This window comes from Planotetraspora silvatica, from assembly GCF_016863315.1.
GTDB lineage: Bacteria > Actinomycetota > Actinomycetes > Streptosporangiales > Streptosporangiaceae > Planotetraspora > Planotetraspora silvatica.
Genome location: NZ_BOOQ01000030.1, coordinates 112,242 through 132,473, shown reverse-complemented (window position 1 = coordinate 132,473; position 20,232 = coordinate 112,242). Strand labels below are relative to the sequence as shown.

The 20,232-nt window shown below is 68.9% G+C and carries 12 protein-coding genes and 1 riboswitch; of the genes, 8 read left to right on the top strand and 4 right to left on the bottom strand.

Annotated features, from left to right (window positions below; all coding sequences use genetic code 11):
• Window positions 1-37 precede the first annotated feature (37 nt).
• From Psi02_RS23055 to Psi02_RS23035, 5 genes are all read left to right on the top strand, one after another.
• The gene (locus Psi02_RS23055; protein ID WP_203977465.1) at window positions 38-1,729 is read left to right on the top strand and encodes a flavin-containing monooxygenase; all 1,692 of its coding nucleotides are present in this window, start codon (window positions 38-40) and stop codon (window positions 1,727-1,729) included.
• Window positions 1,730-1,790: 61 nt separating this feature from the next.
• Window positions 1,791-2,741 carry an alpha/beta hydrolase gene (locus Psi02_RS23050; protein ID WP_203977463.1) on the top strand — a complete coding sequence of 317 codons (951 nt, stop codon included), beginning with the start codon at window positions 1,791-1,793 and terminating at the stop codon, window positions 2,739-2,741.
• Window positions 2,742-2,983: 242 nt separating this feature from the next.
• Window positions 2,984-3,649, top strand: a complete 666-nt coding sequence (locus Psi02_RS23045; RefSeq protein ID WP_203977461.1) for a GntR family transcriptional regulator — start codon at window positions 2,984-2,986, stop codon at window positions 3,647-3,649.
• A gap of 59 nt (window positions 3,650-3,708) precedes the next feature.
• Entirely contained in the window at window positions 3,709-6,639 is a 2,931-nt protein-coding gene (locus Psi02_RS23040) for a hypothetical protein (protein ID WP_203977459.1), read from the top strand.
• A gap of 27 nt (window positions 6,640-6,666) precedes the next feature.
• A complete protein-coding gene (locus Psi02_RS23035) occupies window positions 6,667-8,094 on the top strand; it encodes a patatin-like phospholipase family protein (RefSeq protein ID WP_203977457.1) in 1,428 nt (475 codons plus the stop codon).
• A gap of 3 nt (window positions 8,095-8,097) precedes the next feature.
• Here Psi02_RS23035 and Psi02_RS23030 read toward each other — a convergent pair whose 3' ends face one another.
• Complete coding sequence (locus Psi02_RS23030) at window positions 8,098-8,823, bottom strand: glycoside hydrolase family 25 protein (protein ID WP_203977455.1); 726 nt, start codon at window positions 8,821-8,823, stop codon at window positions 8,098-8,100.
• Window positions 8,824-8,835: 12 nt separating this feature from the next.
• A riboswitch (cyclic di-AMP (ydaO/yuaA leader) is annotated at window positions 8,836-8,983 on the bottom strand.
• A gap of 648 nt (window positions 8,984-9,631) precedes the next feature.
• On the opposite strand from Psi02_RS23030, the gene Psi02_RS23025 reads away from it, so the two are divergent.
• Window positions 9,632-11,647 (top strand): hypothetical protein, encoded by a 2,016-nt coding sequence (locus Psi02_RS23025; RefSeq protein ID WP_203977453.1) that lies wholly within the window; start codon window positions 9,632-9,634, stop codon window positions 11,645-11,647.
• A 119-nt stretch (window positions 11,648-11,766) separates the two neighbouring features.
• On the opposite strand, the gene Psi02_RS23020 is transcribed toward Psi02_RS23025, so the two are convergent.
• Window positions 11,767-12,924, bottom strand: a complete 1,158-nt coding sequence (locus Psi02_RS23020) for an AI-2E family transporter (protein ID WP_203977452.1) — start codon at window positions 12,922-12,924, stop codon at window positions 11,767-11,769.
• A gap of 436 nt (window positions 12,925-13,360) precedes the next feature.
• On the opposite strand from Psi02_RS23020, the gene Psi02_RS23015 reads away from it, so the two are divergent.
• Together Psi02_RS23015 and Psi02_RS40770 are read left to right on the top strand one after the other, a co-directional pair.
• Window positions 13,361-14,353 carry a PP2C family protein-serine/threonine phosphatase gene (locus Psi02_RS23015; protein ID WP_203977450.1) on the top strand — a complete coding sequence of 331 codons (993 nt, stop codon included), beginning with the start codon at window positions 13,361-13,363 and terminating at the stop codon, window positions 14,351-14,353.
• A 70-nt stretch (window positions 14,354-14,423) separates the two neighbouring features.
• A complete protein-coding gene (locus Psi02_RS40770) occupies window positions 14,424-14,756 on the top strand; it encodes a hypothetical protein (protein ID WP_203977448.1) in 333 nt (110 codons plus the stop codon).
• A gap of 12 nt (window positions 14,757-14,768) precedes the next feature.
• Here Psi02_RS40770 and Psi02_RS23005 read toward each other — a convergent pair whose 3' ends face one another.
• Together Psi02_RS23005 and Psi02_RS23000 are read right to left on the bottom strand one after the other, a co-directional pair.
• A complete protein-coding gene (locus tag Psi02_RS23005; protein WP_203977446.1) occupies window positions 14,769-15,848 on the bottom strand; it encodes a phosphotransferase in 1,080 nt (359 codons plus the stop codon).
• Between the two features lie 231 nt (window positions 15,849-16,079).
• Window positions 16,080-20,060: an Ig-like domain-containing protein gene (locus Psi02_RS23000; RefSeq protein ID WP_203977444.1), complete on the bottom strand. Its 3,981-nt coding sequence runs from the start codon at window positions 20,058-20,060 to the stop codon at window positions 16,080-16,082.
• Between the last annotated feature and the right edge of the window lie 172 nt (window positions 20,061-20,232).

Below are 20,232 nucleotides of genomic sequence, written 5' to 3'. Positions count from 1 at the left end.
CACCCGTACGTCGTGTCCACCGCCCCCAGGAGGACCAATGTCCGCCACCAGCAACGACATCCCGTCCGACTCACGCACCGTGCCCGCCTCCGTGGACGTCGTCGTCGTCGGAGCCGGCTTCTCGGGCATGTACCTGCTGCACAGACTCCGCGAGATGAACCTGTCCGCCGTCGTGTTCGAGGCCGGCACCGACGTCGGCGGCACCTGGTACTGGAACCGTTACCCCGGCGCCCGGGTGGACGTGGAGAGCCTCGCGTACTCGTACTCGTTCTCGGAGGAGCTCGAGCAGGAGTACGAGTGGCAGGAGCGCTATCCGACCCAGCCGGAGATCCTCCGATACGCGCAGCACGTCGCCGACCGGTTCGACCTGCGCAGGGACATCTTCTTCAGGACGCGCGTGACGGCCGCCGCGTACGACGACCGCGATGAGACCTGGCTCGTGCGCACGGACCACGGCGATGCCGTCACCGCCCGCTTCCTCGTCATGGCGACCGGCTGTCTGTCGCATTCGAAGCTGCCGGAGATTCCCGGCCTCGACCGCTTCACGGGCGCCACCTATCACACCGCGCACTGGCCGCACGACGACGTGGACTTCACCGGCATGCGGGTCGGGATCATCGGCACCGGGTCCTCGGGTGTGCAGTCGATCCCCGTCATCGCCGCGCAGGCCGCCGGTGTCACCGTCTTCCAGCGCACCCCGGCCTACAGCCTCCCGGCCCGTAACCGGCGGTTGCGCCCGGACGAGATCGCCGACATGAAGGCGAACTACCGGGCCTTCCGCAAGGCCCAGAGGGAGTCGGGATTCGGCGTCCCCACGGCGCCCGCGACGAAGTCCGCGCTCGAGGTCTCCGACGAGGAGCGCGATGCCGCCTTCGAGGTGGCCTGGGAAAGCGGCAGCCTCGTCAACCTCCTGACCGCGTTCACCGATCTCGCCGTCGACCAGGAGGCCAACGACACGGCGAAGCGATTCATCCACCGCAAGATCCACCAGATCGTCGAGGACCCGCGGACCGCCGCGGACCTCTGCCCCGAGTACCCCGTCGGGACCAAGCGCCCCTGCCTGGACACCGACTACTACGAAACGTACAACCGGGAGAACGTGCACCTGGTCAACCTGCGGCGCACGCCCTTGGTGGAGGTCACGGAAAAGGGCGTCCGCACCTCCGACAAGGAGTACGCGTTCGACGCGATCGTCTACGCGACCGGATTCGACGCGATGACGGGGGCGCTGACGAACGTCGACATCTGCGGCCGAGGCGGGGTCTCCCTCAAGGAGACGTGGCGCGCCGGCCCCCGCACCTACCTCGGGATCAGCTCCGCGGGATTCCCGAACATGTTCATGATCACCGGACCGGGCAGCCCCTCGGTGTTGTCGAACATGGTCGTCTCGATCGAGCAGCACGTCGACTGGGTGGCCGACGCCATCGAGTACCTCGACCGCCACGGCATCACGACGATCGAACCCGTCCAGCAGGCTCAGGACGCCTGGGTGGACCACGTCAACCTCATCAGCGGCTTCACCCTCTACCCGAAGGCGAACTCCTGGTACATGGGCGCCAACGTGCCCGGTAAGCCGCAGGTGTTCATGCCCTATGCCGGCGGTGTCGGGGAATACCGCAAGAAGTGCGACGAGGTCGCCGCCCACGGCTACGAGGGCTTCTCCCTCTCTCCGAAATCGCCGGCGTCGCCGGCCGCTCCCGCGGGATCCCATCGCCCGCCCGCCGGGTGACACCCGCATCGCGACCGCTCTACGCCGCGTCCCACCGGATTAGTGACCCAATGGAGGGCTCATGTCCCGTCGTGATCTGATCGACCCCGAATGCCGCGTCCCCCTGGACGCGCTGCTCGAAGTGATGCCCGGCGGCTTCAACGCCATCCCCGACATCGTCCAGCGCCGCACCGCCGTCGAGGGCATGCTGGGCGCCATCGAGGTGCCCGACAACCCCAACGTCGCCAAGGAGGATCGGACCGTCCCCGGCCCCGCCGGGGAGCCCGACATCACCGTACGGATCTACCGGCCGGTCGGCGCGTCCGGGACCCTGCCCGGCGTCTACTACATCCACGGCGGAGGCATGATCCTCGGCAGTGTCGAGGGCGAGGATCCCAATGCGACGATGATCTGCGACCAGGTCGGCGCCGTCGTGGTCTCCGTCGAATACCGTCTCGCCCCCGAGCACCCCCATCCCGCCCCGGTCGAGGACTGCTACGCCGGTCTGGTGTGGATGGCGAAGAACGCCGCCGAACTGGGCGTCGACCCCCATCGCCTGGCGATCTACGGGGCGAGCGCGGGCGGCGGACTGACCATCGGCACGGCGCTCCTGGCGCGGGACCGCGGCGGCCCGGCGCTTTCGTTCATGATGCCGATCTATCCGATGATCGACGATCGCAACGAGACGCCGTCCAGTCACGAGATCACCGACATCGGGATCTGGGACCGCGCGGGCAACGTCGAAGCCTGGGCCTGGTACCTCGGCGGCAAGCAGGCCGACCAGTACGCGGCCCCCGCGCGCGCCGTGGACCTGTCCGGCCTTCCCCCGGCCTTCATCGACGTCGGCACCGTCGACCTGTTCAGGGATGAGGACATCGCGTTCGCGCAGCGGCTCATGCAGACGGGCGTCCCGACCGACCTCCACGTCAACCCGGGCAGCTACCACGCCGCGGAGACGTTCGCGCCCGAGGCGGCGCTGTCCAGGCGGATCTGGGCGGCTCGGATCGACCGTCTCAAGCGGGCCCTCGCCTGAGCGAGCACACATCGGCGCCGTGGGCGGGCAGATGGTTCCGCCCTCGGCGTCGGCGTGGGCGCTGCGACGGACCCGGATGGGCCGATAGCCGATGGCCGGTGGCCGGCAGGCGGCCAGGCGGCCAGGCGGCGCGCAGCGGTGAGCGGCGGTGAGCGGCGGGCGGCCCATCCGGGAACCACCGGGAACTCGAGCGGGAGATCGTAGTATGGCCGCGTCAGCTCCCCCTGACCGAGAGCAACGCCATGTCCTTCGCGGTACCGCTGACGCGGAAAGAAGCCGTCCTTCGCCGACTGCGCGAGGAGATCATCACCGGCCTGCTGAAACCGGGCGCGCCGATCAAGGACGCGGAGATCGCGGCGCGGCTGGGCGTCAGCATCACCCCGGTGCGGGAGGCGATCACCCAGCTCGCCGCCGAAGGCCTGATCGACATCTCGCCCAACCGGACCCGGCAGGTCACCCAGGTGACCCAGAAGAGCGCGCTCGAGCTGATCGACGTGATGATGGTGCTGGCCTGCGCCGGTTTCGAGTGGGGCGTGGACAACATCACCGACAAGCACCTCGCCACCCTGCACGTGAAGCTCGACGAGTTCGCCGACAACCTGCGCCGGGGCAATCTGACGGCCGCCACGGCCGCGGGGGCGGACTTCAGCACGGTCGTCATCATGGCGAGCGGCAACAGGGAACTGCAGACCCACGTCGACCTCGTGGTCGCCCGCACCCTGCGGGTGCTCGCCCTCACCACCGAGAGCGACGTGTGGACCGTCTGGCTGGACGGTTACCGGCAGACCCTTGAACTGCTCGAACAGGGCGACCGTACCGGGGCCGTCGAGCGTTACCGGCAGATCTATCACGACTACCGGCGGCGGGTGGAGACGATGCTGTTCGACGACCCGGGCGAGGATCGCTGACGCGGGCACCACTGACAACGAGCCTTGACGGGTCATGAGGCGGCCCCCATGCTCAGGGCATGCCGGGCACCCCGATGGAGTCGGTGTTCAAGTTCGTTTCAGTGCGCCCGCCGCAACCGGTGGCCGAGACCTCTCTCCCTGACGTGCTCATTCCGTATGACGGGCCCTTCTACGACGGATCCCTGATCGAGCGGGTGATCCAGCGCACCGACTGGGAGTCCGCGAAGGCACTGGCGGAACAGGCCGTCCTCGAAGCGCCCGCGGTGCTCGATTTCCAGGATCTGGCGCACAGCTCCGGATTCGCCGCCGTCCGCGCCGCACTCGGCAGGGGCCTGCCGGCGAACATGACCACCGCCGACGTCGAGCGCCTTCTCGGCGGGTCGCTCGGCGCCGCGGTCGGGCAGAAGCCGTACCCGTTGGCCAAGGCGAAGATCCTCGACGTCTACGCCGCCCACAGCCTGTTGCCCGGGAACCTGCCCGAGCAGCGGGAGAAGGCCCTCCTCTCACTGCGCACGCTGCACCTTCTCCAGGCTCTCGATCGCGACGCGGCCATTCTCGGCGATCGCCGCCGGCTCGGACGGGTGTCGCGGGCGCGGGTGATCCTCCCGGGTGCGTTCCTGCAGAAGAAGTCGATCGGACGCGGGGAGGCACCGCAGGCTCGGTCCGCGTCCGCACCGGCCCCTCCCCCGCCGCTGCGCGGCACGCCCGGGTTCCACGAGGCCGGGTTCGAACAACTTCGTGACCTCTACGCCGTCCGGCGCGAGTTGCGGGCGGCGAGACGGCGGAACCGTCAGGAGCGCACGGTCCGCCGCGGCCCGCCCGCACGCCCCTCGAGCGGATCGGCCGGATCGGCCGGATCGGCCGAGCAGTCGGCCGAGGACGGCGTGGCGTCGTCGTCGACGGCCCCGTCCCCTCGTGTCCTGCTGCCCGCGGTCGCCAAGACGATCTCGGCACGGACGTTGGGCTTTCTCACGGGCGAGGGTGTTCCCACCGATCGCCTGAACGTCGACGAGGGGCTGCGGGCCGTCGATTCCCGGATCCGCGCGTCGCGCACACGGTTCTTCGAGGGCATTCCGACACCGGTGATGGTGACCGTCGATCGGCTCGCCGACCCGGGTGGCCCGGGAACCGGCGTGCAGGGGCTCCCCTCGGGACTGTTCGGCACGACGGCCTCCCCGGGCTCGGTGGGGACGACGCCGCAGGAGGGTGTCGGGCCCGTACGGCCACTCGGGATCGGAGAGCTGCTCGTCGTGGAGCAGACCCTCCAGAGGTACGAGGCCGGAGAGATCTCCTACGTCGAGAACGTCCTGCAGACCGAGCACCTGAGCCGGAGCTTCCGCAGCCTGAACCGCACGGAGCAGACGGTCTTCACCGCGACCTCGACGACGGAACAGAGCGAGCACGATCTTCAGGCGACGGACCGCTTCGAGCTGTCCACCCAGGCACAGAAGACCATCGCGCAGGACCAGAGCATCCAGGCCGGCGTGACCGTGAGCGCCTCGTACGGCCCGGTGAAGGTCGGCGCGTACGGCGACTTCGCCACGAGCACCTCCACCACCGAGTCCACGAGCTCCGCCACGACCTTCGCCCAGGACGTGACCGAGCGGTCCGTCTCGACGATCACCACGCAGGTCCGCGAGGAGCAGACGACGAGGATCCTGCAGGAGTTCGAGGAGCGCAGCGAGCACGGGTTCGACAACACCCGCGGCACGGCCAACGTCGCCGGCGTCTACCAGTGGCTCGACAAGAAGTACCGGGCGCAGATCTACGACTACGGACAGCGCCTCATGTTCGAGTTCCTCATCCCGGCGCCGGCCTCCTACTACCTCCACGCCCTGGCCAACCAGCCCAGGGCGGGGGTGACCCTGAGCGAGCCGGAACCGCTGGGAGACCTCCGGCCCGCGGATCTGAACGAGACCAACTACCAGGACTATGTGGCCAGGTACGCCGTGGCCGGCGTGAGCCCGCCGCCGCCCGAGACGACCGTCCTGTCCACCGTCTTCGAGCAGACCGGTCTGAACGCGACCACGCTCGTCTCCAAGTCGAACGCCGCCCTCCAGGTCCCGGCCGGCTATCGCGCCGTCTCCGGCCGCTTCGTCGACTACCACGCGTGGAAGGGCGGCGGCGGCCACTACCTCATCGTCCTGATCGGAACTCAGCAGCTGGACTCCGCGAACGGCGAGAACGCCGACGTCGCGCTGGACGGGGAGGACACGGTGGTCCCCGTCGGGGTGTTCGCCCTCGTCTGGGGCTACCTCGTCACGATCGAAGTGGAGTGCGAGCTCACCGATACCGCGTTCGGACAGTGGCAGCAGGAGACCTACGACGCCGTCGTCGCCGCCTACCAGGCGCAGAAGTCGGCCTACGACGCGCAGGTGAGCGGCGCCGGGTTCACGGCCGGCTCCGCGACGTACGGCGGCAGCGAGATCGAGAACCGCCGCATCCAGCTCGATGAGCTGAAGAAGGGCAGCCTCACCATGCTGGCGCGGCAGTACTTCGAGGACTTCGACGCCATGAGCCTGACGGGCACCGCGTCGGGGTTGCCGGAGTTCGACGTCGACGAGGCGGCGAGCGAGGGCGGCTACGCCCAGTTCTTCGAGCAGGCCTTCGAGTGGGGCCAGATGACGTATCTCTACTATCCGTATTTCTGGATGAACAAGACCGGATGGCTGGAGCGTTCGGCCCTCGTGAGCGGGGACGCGCTCTTCGGGGAGTTCCTGCGCGCCGGCTACGCGAGAGTCGTGGTGCCGGTGACTCCGGCGTACGACGACGCGGTGCTCTTCTTCCTCAGCTCCGGCGGCCGGATCTGGAACGGCGGTGAGCCGCCGACCATCGACGACCCCCTCTACGTCTCGATCGCCGCGGAACTCGCCGACGCGACGGAGGGCCGGACGGCGTACGGGGAGCCGTGGGATGTGACCATCCCGACCACGCTGGTCTACCTGAAGTCCGACAGCACGCTCCCGGACTGGACGACCGGTGCCCCCTGAGACGGCCGGCCGAGAATCGCGACGCCGATGAGGCGGCTGGTCAAGAGCCAGATCAACTACCTGTCGTTCGAAGGCGGGGGCGGTGCGGGCAACGCCTACCCCGGCGCCCTCACCGCCCTCGAGTCCCTCGGTGTGCTCCAGTACGACCCGCGGCGGGCGAGCCTGGCCCCGCAGTCGAGCCTGACCGGGTACTTCACCGGCATCGACTGGCGGATCCGGGGACAGATCAAAGGCATCTCGGGCGCCTCGGCGGGCGCGATCAACGCGCTCTTCCTGTCTCTCGGCTACACCCCGGCCGAAGTGGAGCACATCCTCAAGGCCAACGACTTCGACGCGTTCTTCGACGACGTCACGCCCGGCCTGAACCCGCATGTCGGCGGATTCCGGGTCGACTACACGACGTACGACATGGCCGGCTTCGTCGAGGAGGTCAGCGCGACGACGGCGGGAAAGGTCCTCAACGCGCTGACGGGGACCGCTCCCCTCAGGTATGCCCGGTTCGCGGAGTGGGCGACGAATGTCCAGGGATCGTTCCTGGCGACGATGTGGACGTTCTACCTCAGTCTTCTGGTGGACTTCCCCGAAAAGGCGGCCGAGAAGGTCTTCGCCAATGTGCCCACAGGTAAGCTCGCCGCGTCCGTGGTGGCCGACTACGGCATCTTCCCCGGCCTCGAGATCCGCAGGTTCTTCGCACGCTACATCTCTCTCGCCGCCGAACGGATGATGCGGGCGGATCCCCGCTACCGGCTCACGAACACGGCGGCGGGCCGGTACGGCCCAGGTGGCGCAGTCGTCTCCGGCACCGGGCAGTCGTTCTACGACGCGCCGACCGGAACCATGGTGCAGACGAGCGAGATCACCTTCCGGCAGCACCTGCAGATCTTCGGCACCCGGCTCGCCGTGACCGGAACGAACCTGGAGACCCAGAAGAGCCACATCTTCTCCGCTGACACGACGCCGAACTTCCGCGTCGTGGATGCCGTACGGATCTCGATGAGCCTTCCCATGATCTTCAAGCCGATGGTCATCAAGGACGACGCCGACCTCAAGACGGTGATCAACCCCGGCGAGACGACCCCCGAGCATCCCCTCAAGGGGGTGTGGGTGGACGGGGGTCTCCTCAACAACATCCCCGTCGGGGCCTTCGACGAGCTCGCCGGAGGCCAGGAGCACACGCTGGGCCTCATGGTGGGCGCCGAGGGCCGGACGGAGATCAACAGCATTCTCGGCTATTTCTCCGCGTATCCGATGGGCTTTCTCATGGGCACCGGCGGAAGCCAGGTGTCCGCGACGACCTCGGACGTCGACCGGATCATCGTCATCGGCACCACGGACCCGGCCACCGGCGAAAGCATGGGGCTGCTCGACTTCACGGTGGATCCCACCGTCTACGCCGGCGTCAACACCCAGTCCCGCAAGACGGTCGAAGAATTCTTCGCCACGCGCGTCGACTGACGATCAGCGGCGGCCGAGTGCGCGCAACTGCTGGGGGCTCAGGGAGGAGACGTTCTGGTCGATGGGGGTGTCGGTGTACTGGTGGATGGTCCAGGTCTTCCAGTCGGCCGGCGGAGTCACGTCGCCCTTGGCCCGGCCGTAGTAGGCCACCCACAAGGGATAGCCGCCCAGGCCGTGGCCGTAGGTGTCGGCGAAGTCCCAGCCGCTGTAGAACATGGGGGTGACGCCGGTCTTGGCCTTCACGTACTCCAGCCACCTCTTCGCCCACGTGTTGACGTCGGCGACCGACTCCCCGTCGGTGGTCTCCAGGTCCAGCACCAGCAGGTCTCCGGGCTTGGCGGGCTGCTGGTTCACCACGGAGAGGAAGTAGTCGGCCTCGGCGATGGGGTCGTTGCCGGGATGGCCGTAGTGGTACGCCCCGCGCACGATGCCCTTCTTGTCCAGCTCCTGCCAGTGCCGGGCGAAGGCGGGATCGAGGAAGCTCAGGCCCTCGGTGGCCTTGACGATGCCGAACTCCGCCGAGCTGGCGCTCCAGTCATGGTCCGCCTCGTAACCGGAGACGTCTTGCCCATAGGTGAACGCGGCGGCGTGCGCCGGGACGGCGTGGACGAGGGGGGCCGTGACGACAGACGCGGCCGCGGTCGCACCGGCGACGACGACGCACAGTCGCCTGCCGGCGAGGTTCAGCCGGTGTCTGAGAGAGGTCGGGGAGATCCGATGGGTGGGCATCAAGGGGTTGACTCCTTGCTTCCATGCCGCCTACCGGGTTAGCTGACGGGTTCGGGCAGGAAGTGCCCTACGGTGCGGCCGACTGGGGGTCAGCGCTCCGATTCACCCCGGAATAGTGGGTCCCCGGCTCCGTGAGGTACGGACTCGACGGCCGTACGCTCCTGACGGGACGGGTCCCGCCGGACGCACGGTCTGGCCAACGAACCGGCAACGGAAACGACGATGGGAGTCATCGTTGTGCGTGCCGTGGAGGCTAAAGGTACACACAGCACCATAGGGGTGTAAATAGGACAAAGTTCCCCAGTTTCCGCCCTGCGCTTTCGCCGGGCGTGATCATGCATGGATTCGAGGAAGGGTCCGTCGACCTGGGCGTTCATCCGGCGTGATCATGCACAGGTTCGCTGAGAAGCGGGTGGACCAGGCAAAGCGTCTTTCACGATCATGCATTTGTCCTTGGGTGACTTGTTCATCGAAAGGCGTGCCGGACCGGGGGGTTGTTCGATGGCCGTGCGGCGAACCCGGTCAATGCATGATCACGCAGCCCGAAAGCGCAGGTAGGCGGGAGTGGAAGCGAACCTGCGCATGATCACGATTCGAGAATGCCCAGGTCGGCGCACACTTCCCCGAATGTGTGCATGATCACGCCGGGGGATGGCCGGCCCTCCGGTAGGTATCGGATAAACGGTCGATTAGTTATAGATCATTGCAATCTGATCATTTCCCCTGAAAGATCTCAGCGCAGGTGTCACCTTCAGCGGAGAAGTACGGACCGGGAGGGCATGTGCGCTTACATCGAGCGTTCTCCATCTTGACCCTGACAGCATCGGTGATCGCGGGCTCGGCGGCGCCCGCGCTGGCCGCGCCCACCGCCTCGGCCACGCCCACCGCCTCGGCCGGATCCACCCCGTCCACGTCTCCGCCCGGCTCCGGATGCGATCCCATCGCCGGGACCGACTGCCTGCTCCCCTTCCCCAACGACTGGTTCACGACGAGCGCCCACACGCCGACCGGGCTCCGCCTCGACCTCACCAGCGCGATGACGCCCAAGAACGTCGCGGGCAAGGGCATCGACCCGGCGGCGTGGAACCTCTCCGACGGGTTCTCACCGGGCTCGATGCTGCTCGCCCATGTTCCCGGCCTCGATCTCGGCGCGACCGGCGCCGCTCCGGTGACGGACGTCGCGAGGTCCCTGAAGCGGGACGCCCCGATCGTCATCGTGGACACCCGGACGGGCGAGCGCTGGCCGTACTGGGCGGAACTCGACGCCAACGCGACCGACCCGGCGCGGCAGGCCCTGATCATCCGCCCTGCGAAGAACTTCCGTGAGGGCCACCGCTACGCCGTCGTCCTCAGGGACCTCAAGAACGCCTCCGGATCCCGGATCGCCGCCCCCGGGACGTTCACCCGCCTCGCCGGGAGGACGCTCCCCGCGAAGGACCCGCTGGCCGGGCGGCAGTCCGCGCTCCGGCGGACTCTCCACGACGTCGCCCGCGCGGGGGTGAGCACCAAGAATCTCTACCTGGCCTGGGACTTCACCGTCGCCAGCGAGCAGGGGCTCGCCGGACCCGTGCTGCGGATGCGGGATCAGGCACTCGGCCAGTTGCGCGGCCGGTCGCCGAAGTTCACCGTCACGACCGTCACCGACTTCACCCCCCAGCAGGACGCGAACATCGCCCGCGAGGTCACGGGCGAGTTCCTCGTGCCCAACTTCCTCAACAAGGCGGGCGGCCCGCCCGGATCCGTGCTGAACCGCGACGCCTCCGGCAGGCCGAAGCCGCTCGGTGACGACCTGCGCGCCCAGTTCCAGTGCGAGATCCCGCGTGCCGCGTTCAGCAGGCCCGCGCGCCCCTCCCTGTACGGGCACGGCCTGCTCGGCAAGGCGACGGAGGTCCGGGCCTCGAATGTCAGGGCCATGGCGGGCGAGCACGACTTCCTGTTCTGCGCCACCAAATGGATCGGCATGGCCGATGAGGACATCCCGAACGTCAGTGGGGTGTTCGCCGACTTCTCCCGCTTCGACACCGTGGCTGATCGGCTTCAGCAGAGCCTGGTGAACTTCGTGTTCCTCGGCCGCATGATGATCACCAAGGACGGGCTCGCCGCCGACGAGGCGTTCCAGGACGACAGGGGACGCCCGCTGATCGACCGGCATGCGGACCTGGCCTACGACGGCAACAGCCAGGGCTCCATCGCGGGCGGCGCGCTGGTCGCGGTGTCGCCGGATGTGAGCAGGGGCGTGCTCGGGGTCTCCGGGATGAACTACAGCACCTTGCTCAACCGGAGCGTCGACTTCCAGCCCTTCCAGCAGGTCATGGACGGCTACTACCCCGACAAGCTGGACCAGCAGCTCTGCTTCGGGCTGATCCAGATCCTGTGGGACCGGGCCGAGACCGACGGGTACGCCCAGCATCTGGGCGACGACCCGCTCCCCGGCTCACCGCGTCACCGCATCCTGATGCACGTGGCGTTCGGTGACCACCAGGTGTCGACGGTCACCGCCGAGGTCGAGGCGCGGACGATCGGCGCCCGCATCCACCGGCCCGCGATCGCGGCGGGCCGCAACCCCGACGTCGCCCCCTACTGGGGCATCCCGGCGCTGCCGGGCCGGCCGTACCAGGGGTCGGCGATGGTCGTCTGGGACAGCGGCACGCCCGCTCCCCCGGTGACCAACACGCCTCCGCTGGGCGAGCAGTACGGCACCGACTCCCATGAGGACCCGCGTGCGGACGCGACGGCCCGCCGTCAGAAGGCGGACTTCCTGAAATACGGCGTGGTGGTCGACGTCTGCGGCGGCCGTCCCTGCACGGCGCAGCACGCCGGCTGAGAGACACCGACTGAGGGACAGCCGGCCGAGAGACCAAGGTCCCCGCCTCGCTCGTCGCGAGGCGGGGACCAGGCTTCACCGTGATGCTCGGCGCACGCTCGCTGGAACAGCCGGTGCGGTCAGGACGTCGCCGGCCGCGCCGGACCTGGAGCCGCGGACGGTTGCGGTGCGGGCTCCGGCGGCTGTGGTGGAGCACCTGGCGGTGGCGGTGGGGCCGCGGGCGGTTGCGGCGGGACCGCGGCGGCATGTCTCGCTCGGATGAGGGCCACGATGACGGAGGCCACGGGCGCGGCAAGGAACGCGCCGATGATGCCGGCGACGACGCCGCCCACGGCGATGACGACGAGGATGACCGCTCCGGGCAGTTCGAGCGCCCTGCCGTAGATCTGGGGCGCCAGCACGTGCCCCTCGAGCTGCTGGACCAGAACGGTGACGGCGATCACGATAACCGCCACCAGCCAGCCCTTGGCCACGAACGCGACCACCGCCGCGAGCAGCCCGGCCAGGAACGCGCCGATGACGGGGAGGAAGGCCCCGACGAAGGTGAGCACGGCCAGCGGCAGCGCGATCGGCACACCCAGGATCCACAAGGCGCTGCCGATGAAGAACGCGTCGACGAAGCCCACGATCGCCACACCGCGGATGTAACGGCCGACGACGTCGAACACCACCCGGCCCGTGGCGAGAATGGGCTCCCGATGCTTCGGGGTCAGGTCGGTGACCCAGGTGGCCAGCCGGTCGGCGCCGTGGACCAGGTAGATGGCCAGGATGAACGCCAGCACCGCGCCGACGACGATCTCACCGACCGTCCGCGCCCCGGCGAGGGCTCCGGAGGCGATCTGCCCGCTCTGATGGCTGATGTACTCGCGGGCCTGCGTGACCAGGTCGGCGAGCTTGGCCTCGTCCAGGCCGAAGGAGGCGGCGAGGGACTGCAGATTGGCGGTCGCCTTGTCGACGCTTTCACTGAGCTCGGACAGACCGCTCACAGTGGGCGGCACGAGCAGCGCGAACAGACCGGCGACGAACACGAGGCCGCCGAAACTCACGGCGGTGGTGGACAGCGCGCGGTTGAGGCCACGCGCCCTGAGCCAGCGAGCCGGAGGGAGCAGCAACGCCGAGATGAAGATCGCGAAGACCACGGATATGGCCACCGTCTGGATCACGGAGATCACCCAGAGGATCACCGCGAGCAGCGCGATCACCACGAGCAGCCGACCGGCCGTGACACTCACTCGACGCAGTGCTCCGCCGTCTTCGGCGTCCGGCACGAGAGGCATCCGTGCTCCTCCTGTTGGTGATCCCATTCAGTGATAATCGCAGAGTCACCGGGATCACTGATAGGCGCGCTCCCCCGTGCCCCCAGGCGGGGGCCGCACCTGCGCCCCAGGAATCCCCGTCGCGGCGAGCCCCCGGACGCAGGGTGGGCCGGACGCCGCGTAGACGTGCCCCGTTCGGAGCTCGATTTCCGCATTCGATGATTCGACGAGTAAGGACCGCCGACCGAAAGGTACGGATCACGACAAAATCATCTCGAACGGCTTTTGATGAGATAGATGCAGGCCATCGGGGCTGGGCTCGTGACCGAAGTGGCCCCTACGTCACCGTCCGCTGTGCTTTAGTGGCCAAGAGTTCAGTCAGTCGAGGCGGAGAGGGGCTCTGGCGCCACTGCCGATCAATTCGCAGAAGCTGCTCTGGTCGCTGCCGTTCGCCGTCATGGCCGTGGTGGCGCTGATCGACCTACTCAACGGCCCTACTCTCGGCTTCCTGTCCCTGCTCACGCTGGGCCCGACGTTCGCCTCGGTCTCCGGGAGCGTACGGCGCACCGCCCTGGTCGGCGTGGTGGCGCTCGCGCTCTCACTTCCGCTCGCGGCCTACAACCACCTGCTCGGCAGAACGCAGAACTACGTCACCCTCACCACGATCATCGCCATCACCGGGGCGAGCATGCTGGCGAGCCACCTGCGGATCGGGCGTGAACGAGAGCTCGCCAACGTCCGTCTCGTCGCCGAAGCCGCCCAGCGAGTCCTGCTGCGCCCTGTTCCTCGTCAGGCCGGGAACATGCGCGTCGCCCTCTCCTATACCTCCGCCGCGGCGGAGGCGCAGATCGGCGGAGATCTGTACGAGGTGGCCACCACGCCTCAAGGTGTGCGGCTGCTGATCGGCGACGTCCAGGGCAAGGGGCTCGACGCGGTGGAGACCGCGGCGTGGGTGCTCGGCGCGTTCCGCGAAGCCGTCTACGACAAGGACGAGTTACCCGCCGTCGCCGATCAGATGGAGACCAGCATCGTCCGTCACCTGACCGGCGAGAAGTTCGTCACCGCCATACTCGCCGAAGTCCGCGACGACGACACGATCTCCCTCCTCAACTGGGGCCACCCCTCCCCTCTCATCCTCCGCGGCGACGGCACGGTCCACTCGGCCGAGCCTCCCGAGGAGGCCGTGCCCCTCGGGCTGACCTCATTCGGGCACACCAGGCCCAAGCCGTACCAGGTCCCCTTCGCCGACGGCGACCAGATCCTCTTCTACACCGACGGCGTGATCGAGGCGCGCGACGGCCGCGGCGCCTTCTACCCACTCGGCGAACGGATGTGCCTCCTCCAGTGCGAGGATCCGCAGGCGGGGCTGGAGGTCCTCCGGGCCGATCTGCTGCACCATGTCGGCGGCCCTCTGGACGACGACGCGGCCATGTTGCTCCTGCGCAGGTAGCGGCCCTCGCGCCGGCGAGAGGCTCCCGCACCGCACGAAGCGTCACGGCGGCGTCCTCAACGACCCGGTGGTGCGGCTGATCTTGATGACGTCGACTCCGCGTTCGGCGTGGGCGCGGACCGCTGCCCGAGTCGCGGACGGCGAGGCTCCCTACCGGGTCCGAACCGGCGTCGAAGGCGAGATGCACGTGGGCGTCGATCAGCCCGGGGAGCAGCGTCACGTCGCCGAGATCGACCAGGTCCGCGCCGGACGGGACGGCGCCGCCATGCCGTACGGACACGATGCGGCCCCCTTCGACGACCACGATGGGATCCCCGCCGGGAAATGCCTGGTCGCCGTCGAACAGACGAGCCGCTCGGATGGCCTTCATCGGGTCGTCCTCTTCTGTGGGTGGCCGGTCTGACTTCGTGTCGGGTCACAGTGCGAGACCCAGGTCCGCGAGGAATCGGGCCAGGCCGACGCGCTTGCGGAAGAGCTCGTGCGACCGCGGCGTGACCGGGTCGCCGAGCCGTTCGACGGGGATGGCGGTGAACGCGCTGCGGAGCACCATGGTGGTGACGTAGCCGGCCGCCAGGTGGTCGTCCGCCATCCCCTCGTCGGCGAGGCCGCGTGCGTAGGAGGCCTGGATCGCCCGATGGATGGCGGGCAGTTCGCCGGGCTCGATCGCGCCTTGATGGGCGAGACCGACGAGCAACTGGCCGAGGTCGAACCCGACGGGAACGGGGGTCTGCCAGCCCCAGTCGATGGCGACGAACTGGTCCGGGGCGTCGGCGGGCACGAGCAGGTTCTGCGGACTGGCGTCGCCGTGCGCCATGGTGTGCGGCAGGCGATCGACCGCGTCGAGCATCGCGGGGATCCGGTGACCCAGGATGTCGAGATCCATCCGCAGCAGGCCGTCGGCGTACGGTGCGACGAGCGGGTGCCGCCAGAGCGAAGGCTCGCGCAACGCGGGCAGGACACCGTTCATGACCCTGTTCTGGACGTACATCCGCAGCCCCGGCTCGGCGCCGGGGCCATCGGCCGGCCGCTGGGCGGCCAGCCTTCCCAGCGCCCTGGCCGCCGCCGCGTACCGGGTCAGGTCCCATTCGACGGGCGCGGCCTGGACGTCCTCCAGCCACAGGTCGAGGCGGTCGTCACCCAGGTCGTCCACGAAGTACAGGCGCGGCAGTCGCAGCCCCTCGGGAAGCGGCCGGCGGGAGTTGTAGACGTCGGCCTCCACCCTCCAGGGGAAATGGGCGTCGAACGTCGCCCGGTCGGCCTCGGGAATCACGCCGATGTTCGGCCAGTGCCGGACCGCGTGGATGGACTTCACGAAGAAGGACCAGTGGCGGCCGCAGGTCGTGGTGCCGGATATCCGGCGCAGACCTCCCGTTGAGGGCGTGCCGAGAACATGGTCGATGGTCTGCATCCGGACGTCGTCGACCTCAGCATCTTCCTTATCCAGATATATCCGGATGAGGCTGGCCAGGTCGACGTTCGGCGAGAGCGTGGTCATGTCATGACTGTCTCCGCGGAGGCCATGCTCGGCATGAGTACAGGCCTACTCAACATTCCGGCCCCGGCTTACCATGCCGCTGCGCGAACCCTCTGGCCTTAGGTTCGCGGTGCGGGCCCCGTTCCCGGCGGTAGCGTGCCCCCGCGAGCGCCGGCATGGGAAACGTCCGCCGACCGCGGCGGTGAAGCGGCCACGGTCGGCGGACGTCACGGTGTTACTGCACGGTGATCGTTACTGCACGGTGATCGCCACGGTGGCCGCCGTCGCGGGCGTGGAGGTCACATCCTGGGCCGTCGCGGTGAGCGTGTGCTGTCCCGCGCCGAGGGTGGCGGACGAGGAGCAGGTCCACGTGCCGTCGTCCGACGCGGTGGCCGTGCAGACCGGCGCGCCCTCCGCCGTCACGGTCACCTTCGCGTCCGGCTCGCTCGTTCCCGAGACGGCCGGGGTGCCGGTCACGGTGGCGCCCGCCTCAGGCGAGGTGATCGTCACCGGCGGAGCGAAGCGGGTGACGCTGGGCACGCCGTCACCGCTGACCTTCACGACGACGCTGTGCACCGTCACCTGGCCGCCGCCGTTGCGGAGCCGGAAGTCGGCGCCGGAGTGCTGCTGGCCGCCGAAGTAGGCGTCGGAGGCGCTCACCGTCGCGGTCTTCCAGGTGTTGGTCCCGGTCAGCTGGATGCCGGCCGTCGACTTGTAAGGGTCGGAGCTGCCGTTGTCGTAGTGCACGGCGAACGACCCGGAGCCCTGGTCGTAGTAGGAGATGGTGAACGTCGCCGAGTAGAACCCGGCATGGGCGATCGAGTCGTCGATGTCGAAGTAGATGTTGCTCTGCGTGCTGGTGCGCGCGGTCAGGCCGTCGATCACCGAAGCGGTCGTCGGTCCGTCGAAGCCGCCCGACGGCTTCTCGTCCTCGCTCATGCCGTACGCGTAGTTGGTCGGTCCGACGACCGAGCCGACCACGGCCGTGCCGGGCGGCAGGTCGGAGGCGTTGAAGCTGACAGCCGCCGAGGCGTCACCGGTGAGTCCGCTCGGGTCGGTCACCGTGGCGTTGATGGTCTGCTGTCCCCGGGCCAGTCCCCCGTCGGGGGCACAGCTCCAGGCGCCGGCGTCGTCCGCCGTCCCGCTGCACACGACCGCCTGTCCCTTGCGGACGGTCACGACACCGTTCGGGATCGTCGTGCCCGAGATGGAGGAGGCGAGCTTGACCGTCGCACCGGTGCGCGGCGTGACGATCGCCGGTGCCGGCGGGAACGCCCGCCGGTTCGGCACCCAGGGCCCTGTGACGGTCACGCCGACACTGTGCACGGTGATGCCGTGGTCGGCGTGCAGACGCAGGTCTGCCCCGGCGTTCTGCAGTCCGCCGAAGTAGGCGCCGGTGAGGGGCACTTCGGCGCTCTTCCAGGTCTGGCTGCCGGTCAGCGCGATGGTGCCGGCGACGTGGTATCGGTCCGCGGACCCCGCGTCGTACTGCACCGAAATGTCACCCGTGCCGGCGTCGAAGTACGACACCGCGACCTTCCCGTTGTACGACCCGGTCGCGGCCACGTCGTTGTCGACGTCGAAGTACATGTCGCCGCCGTCGGTCCCGCTGCCGGTCGTGCGCGCCGTCAGGCCGTTCACGTCGCCGGGTGTGGTGGTGGCGCCGGCCGAGCCGCTGTAGTCGACCTGGGTCAGGCCGTGGCTCCGGTTGGTGCCGCCGAGGACGGTCCCGACCGTGGCGGTGCCGGACTGGGTGGTCTTGTCCAGGCCGAGCTGCACCTTGCCCAGGTGCCGAGCCGCCGTCGCCGCGCTCCCGGTCACCTTCGCGAACGGAAGTGCGGTGGTGGGCGCGGAGACCTGCTGCACGAGGTAGGTCTTGCCCTTCTTCACCGGAACGGTGAGGATGCCCTGGCTGCCGGCGGCCGCCTTGTGCCCGTTCTTGCCGTCGACGACCTCCACCTGCTGACCCGGCCAGGGGTTCTTGACCCGCAGCGTGCCGGTGGCCCCGGCCTCGATCGCGGCGGTGACGAGACGGCCGTCCTGCACCTGGACGTCGACCTTGCCGTTGTCCCGGATGTAGACGCTGCCGCTGACGTTCCAGTCGCTCGGCCATGCCGGCGCGAAGCGGATGATGCCGTCGTAGTCCTGCGCGAGCGCCTCGTTGACCGCGGTCGCGACGCCGGACGCCTGCTCGATGTAGGGCTGGTAGCCGACGCTGTTGCCGAGGTCGGCGAACCCGTTCGGGTAGACCTGGTGGCCCTCGGTGATCGAGATCAGGTTGCTGCGCACCTCGGCGGGGTTCTGGAGCCGCGCCGCGTGGATCGCGTCCATCGTCCAGTCGTTGCCGCCCTTGTTGGGCCGGTGGGCGTAGCTGCGCTGCTCCAGCGCGAAGAGGTTCGCGTCCTGGTCGCTGATCGTGTTCCACGGCCACAGCGGCTCAAGCTCGATGTTCTCGCCGTTCCTGCGCGCCGCCGCGGGCTCGTAGGAGATCGCGATCATGTCGGTGCCGGTCGCGTCCGCGGCGGCCGTCTCGGCCGCGGTGTAGTGCGGGTTGAGCAGCTGCGTACGGGTGGCCTGGTCGGTCCGCGGGTACGGCGGGATCTGGGTGAGGGCCTTGCCGACCTGCTGCACGAGGGCGGCGTCGGCCTTCTTGTCGGTGCCGAGCTCCTTCGCGGCCTGCTGGATGATCGGGAAGAGCACGAGGTCGGCCGCGATGTCGGTGGTCGGGTCGTTGACCGACCACTGGGTCTCGTGCGCGTTGGCGTTCGCGTGCAGCAGGCCGTCCGCGCCCACCTTCTGGTACGCCAGCTGGAAGACCGCCGTGGACTTGATGAAGGGCCAGTACTTCTTCAGCATCTTGCGGTCGCCGGTGGCCTGGTACTGCTGCCACATGTACATCGCCACTTCGGGCCCGCTGGTGATGTTCAGCGCGTTCCAGTTCGGTGCGCTCGCCTGGCTGCAGCTGCCGTTGCCGTTGATCTCGATGCCGTTGCCGTTGAAGCGCATGGTCTCCGACACGCAGGAGCCGGGAAGCCCGCCCATCGCGAGCTTGGTCCACGCCTCGATGTCGGCCAGGTCGTCGGAGTACATGTCGAAGATCGGCGTGTTCAGCTGGTAGTTCCCCGAGCTCATGTTCGCCGAGATCTGGGTGCGCAGGTTCCACAGCCAGTACGCCGACGGCGTCCAGGTCTGGGTGTCCTTGTTCCAGGCGAACATGTCGGCCTCACCGGCCTGGCTGCCGGGGTAGATGCCCTCCTTCATGGACGCCGCCTCCTCGTAGAGGTAGAGCGTGCGCAGGTTCTCGATGTAGGCGGCGCTGCCGTCGGCCGAGTCCATCGTGACCAGGCCGGTGTGCTTCCAGAAGCGGTCCCACCACCGGTCCTGGGCCTTCATCAGCTTCGCCTCGCGCACGGTGGCGTCCTCGCCGATCAGCTCGGCCGCGGTCGCGGCGGCGTCGCCGCCGGTCCACCCGGGCGAGGCCACGACCACGCGGAACGTGCCGTCGGCGTGCGGCTTGAAGTTGACCTTCACCTGCGTGGGACTTGCGACCGTGGCCGTCACGTCCCGGCCGCCCGCGGTGATGGCGGCCAGCGAGCCGAACGTCTTCCCGCTGCCGATCGAGGGGTTTCCGTCCACCCAGGTCTCGGCGAGGGTGCCGATGCCACCGGACACCGCGGCGGCCGGCTTGCGGCCGGACCACAGGTTGATGGTGGCCGTCTGGGCGATGTCGGGGTTCGCGCCGGAGACCTCGACGATCAGCTCGTCCTTCTCCGCCGCCACCCACGCCTTCATCGACATGCCGCCGCCGGACTCGCGCAGCACGCCGTTTGTCAGGTCGAGCAGCCCGCTGAAGTCGGCGGCGTGCGTGATCACGGAAAGGCCCGGAATGTTGACCTGGCCGGGAGACTTGCGGTCCGGCATGGTGTCCGACCGGTTGAGCTGCGCGGTGAAACCGCCCGCCGCCCACGCGGCCGCGCCCAGCGAGCCGTTGCCCAGCGGCATGGACGCGATGGGGTCGGTGTTCGGCGATCCGAGCACGATGTCGGAACGGCTGACGACCCCGGCCGGGTCGAGCTGGAACTCCCCGTGCTGCCAGGCCGTGGTCGCCCCGGTCGCCGCCTCGGCCGTACCGGAGTTCACGGTGACGAGCCCCGCGAGCGCGGCGAGCATCGCCGACCAGAGCGAGAGGATGCGCCGGAGCGGGATGCGCCGGCGGCGGGGGGTGATCTGCACGATGCCCTCCAGGGCTGTACGAGCTTTTGAGCAGTGATCCGATGACTGGGTCGGATCTCGCGCGCTGCGGACTGACAAGTAGCCGGTTCTGGCTCGAGAAGCTCACCTAACATCGGACGAATGTCGTTCTAATCCATCCACAGAGCCGATGTAAAGACCCACGACACACAAA

Bases quoted from the DNA above. Each gene is read 5' to 3' on its own strand.
- Psi02_RS23055 (WP_203977465.1), top strand. From the start codon at position 38: ATGTCCGCCACCAGCAACGACATCCCGTCCGACTCACGCACCGTGCCC.
- Psi02_RS23050 (WP_203977463.1), top strand. From the start codon at position 1,791: ATGTCCCGTCGTGATCTGATCGACCCCGAATGCCGCGTCCCCCTGGAC.
- Psi02_RS23045 (WP_203977461.1), top strand. From the start codon at position 2,984: ATGTCCTTCGCGGTACCGCTGACGCGGAAAGAAGCCGTCCTTCGCCGA.
- Psi02_RS23040 (WP_203977459.1), top strand. From the start codon at position 3,709: ATGCCGGGCACCCCGATGGAGTCGGTGTTCAAGTTCGTTTCAGTGCGC.
- Psi02_RS23035 (WP_203977457.1), top strand. From the start codon at position 6,667: ATGAGGCGGCTGGTCAAGAGCCAGATCAACTACCTGTCGTTCGAAGGC.
- Psi02_RS23030 (WP_203977455.1), bottom strand. From the start codon at position 8,823: ATGCCCACCCATCGGATCTCCCCGACCTCTCTCAGACACCGGCTGAAC.
- Psi02_RS23020 (WP_203977452.1), bottom strand. From the start codon at position 12,924: ATGCCTCTCGTGCCGGACGCCGAAGACGGCGGAGCACTGCGTCGAGTG.
- Psi02_RS23015 (WP_203977450.1), top strand. From the start codon at position 13,361: ATGGCCGTGGTGGCGCTGATCGACCTACTCAACGGCCCTACTCTCGGC.
- Psi02_RS23005 (WP_203977446.1), bottom strand. From the start codon at position 15,848: ATGACCACGCTCTCGCCGAACGTCGACCTGGCCAGCCTCATCCGGATA.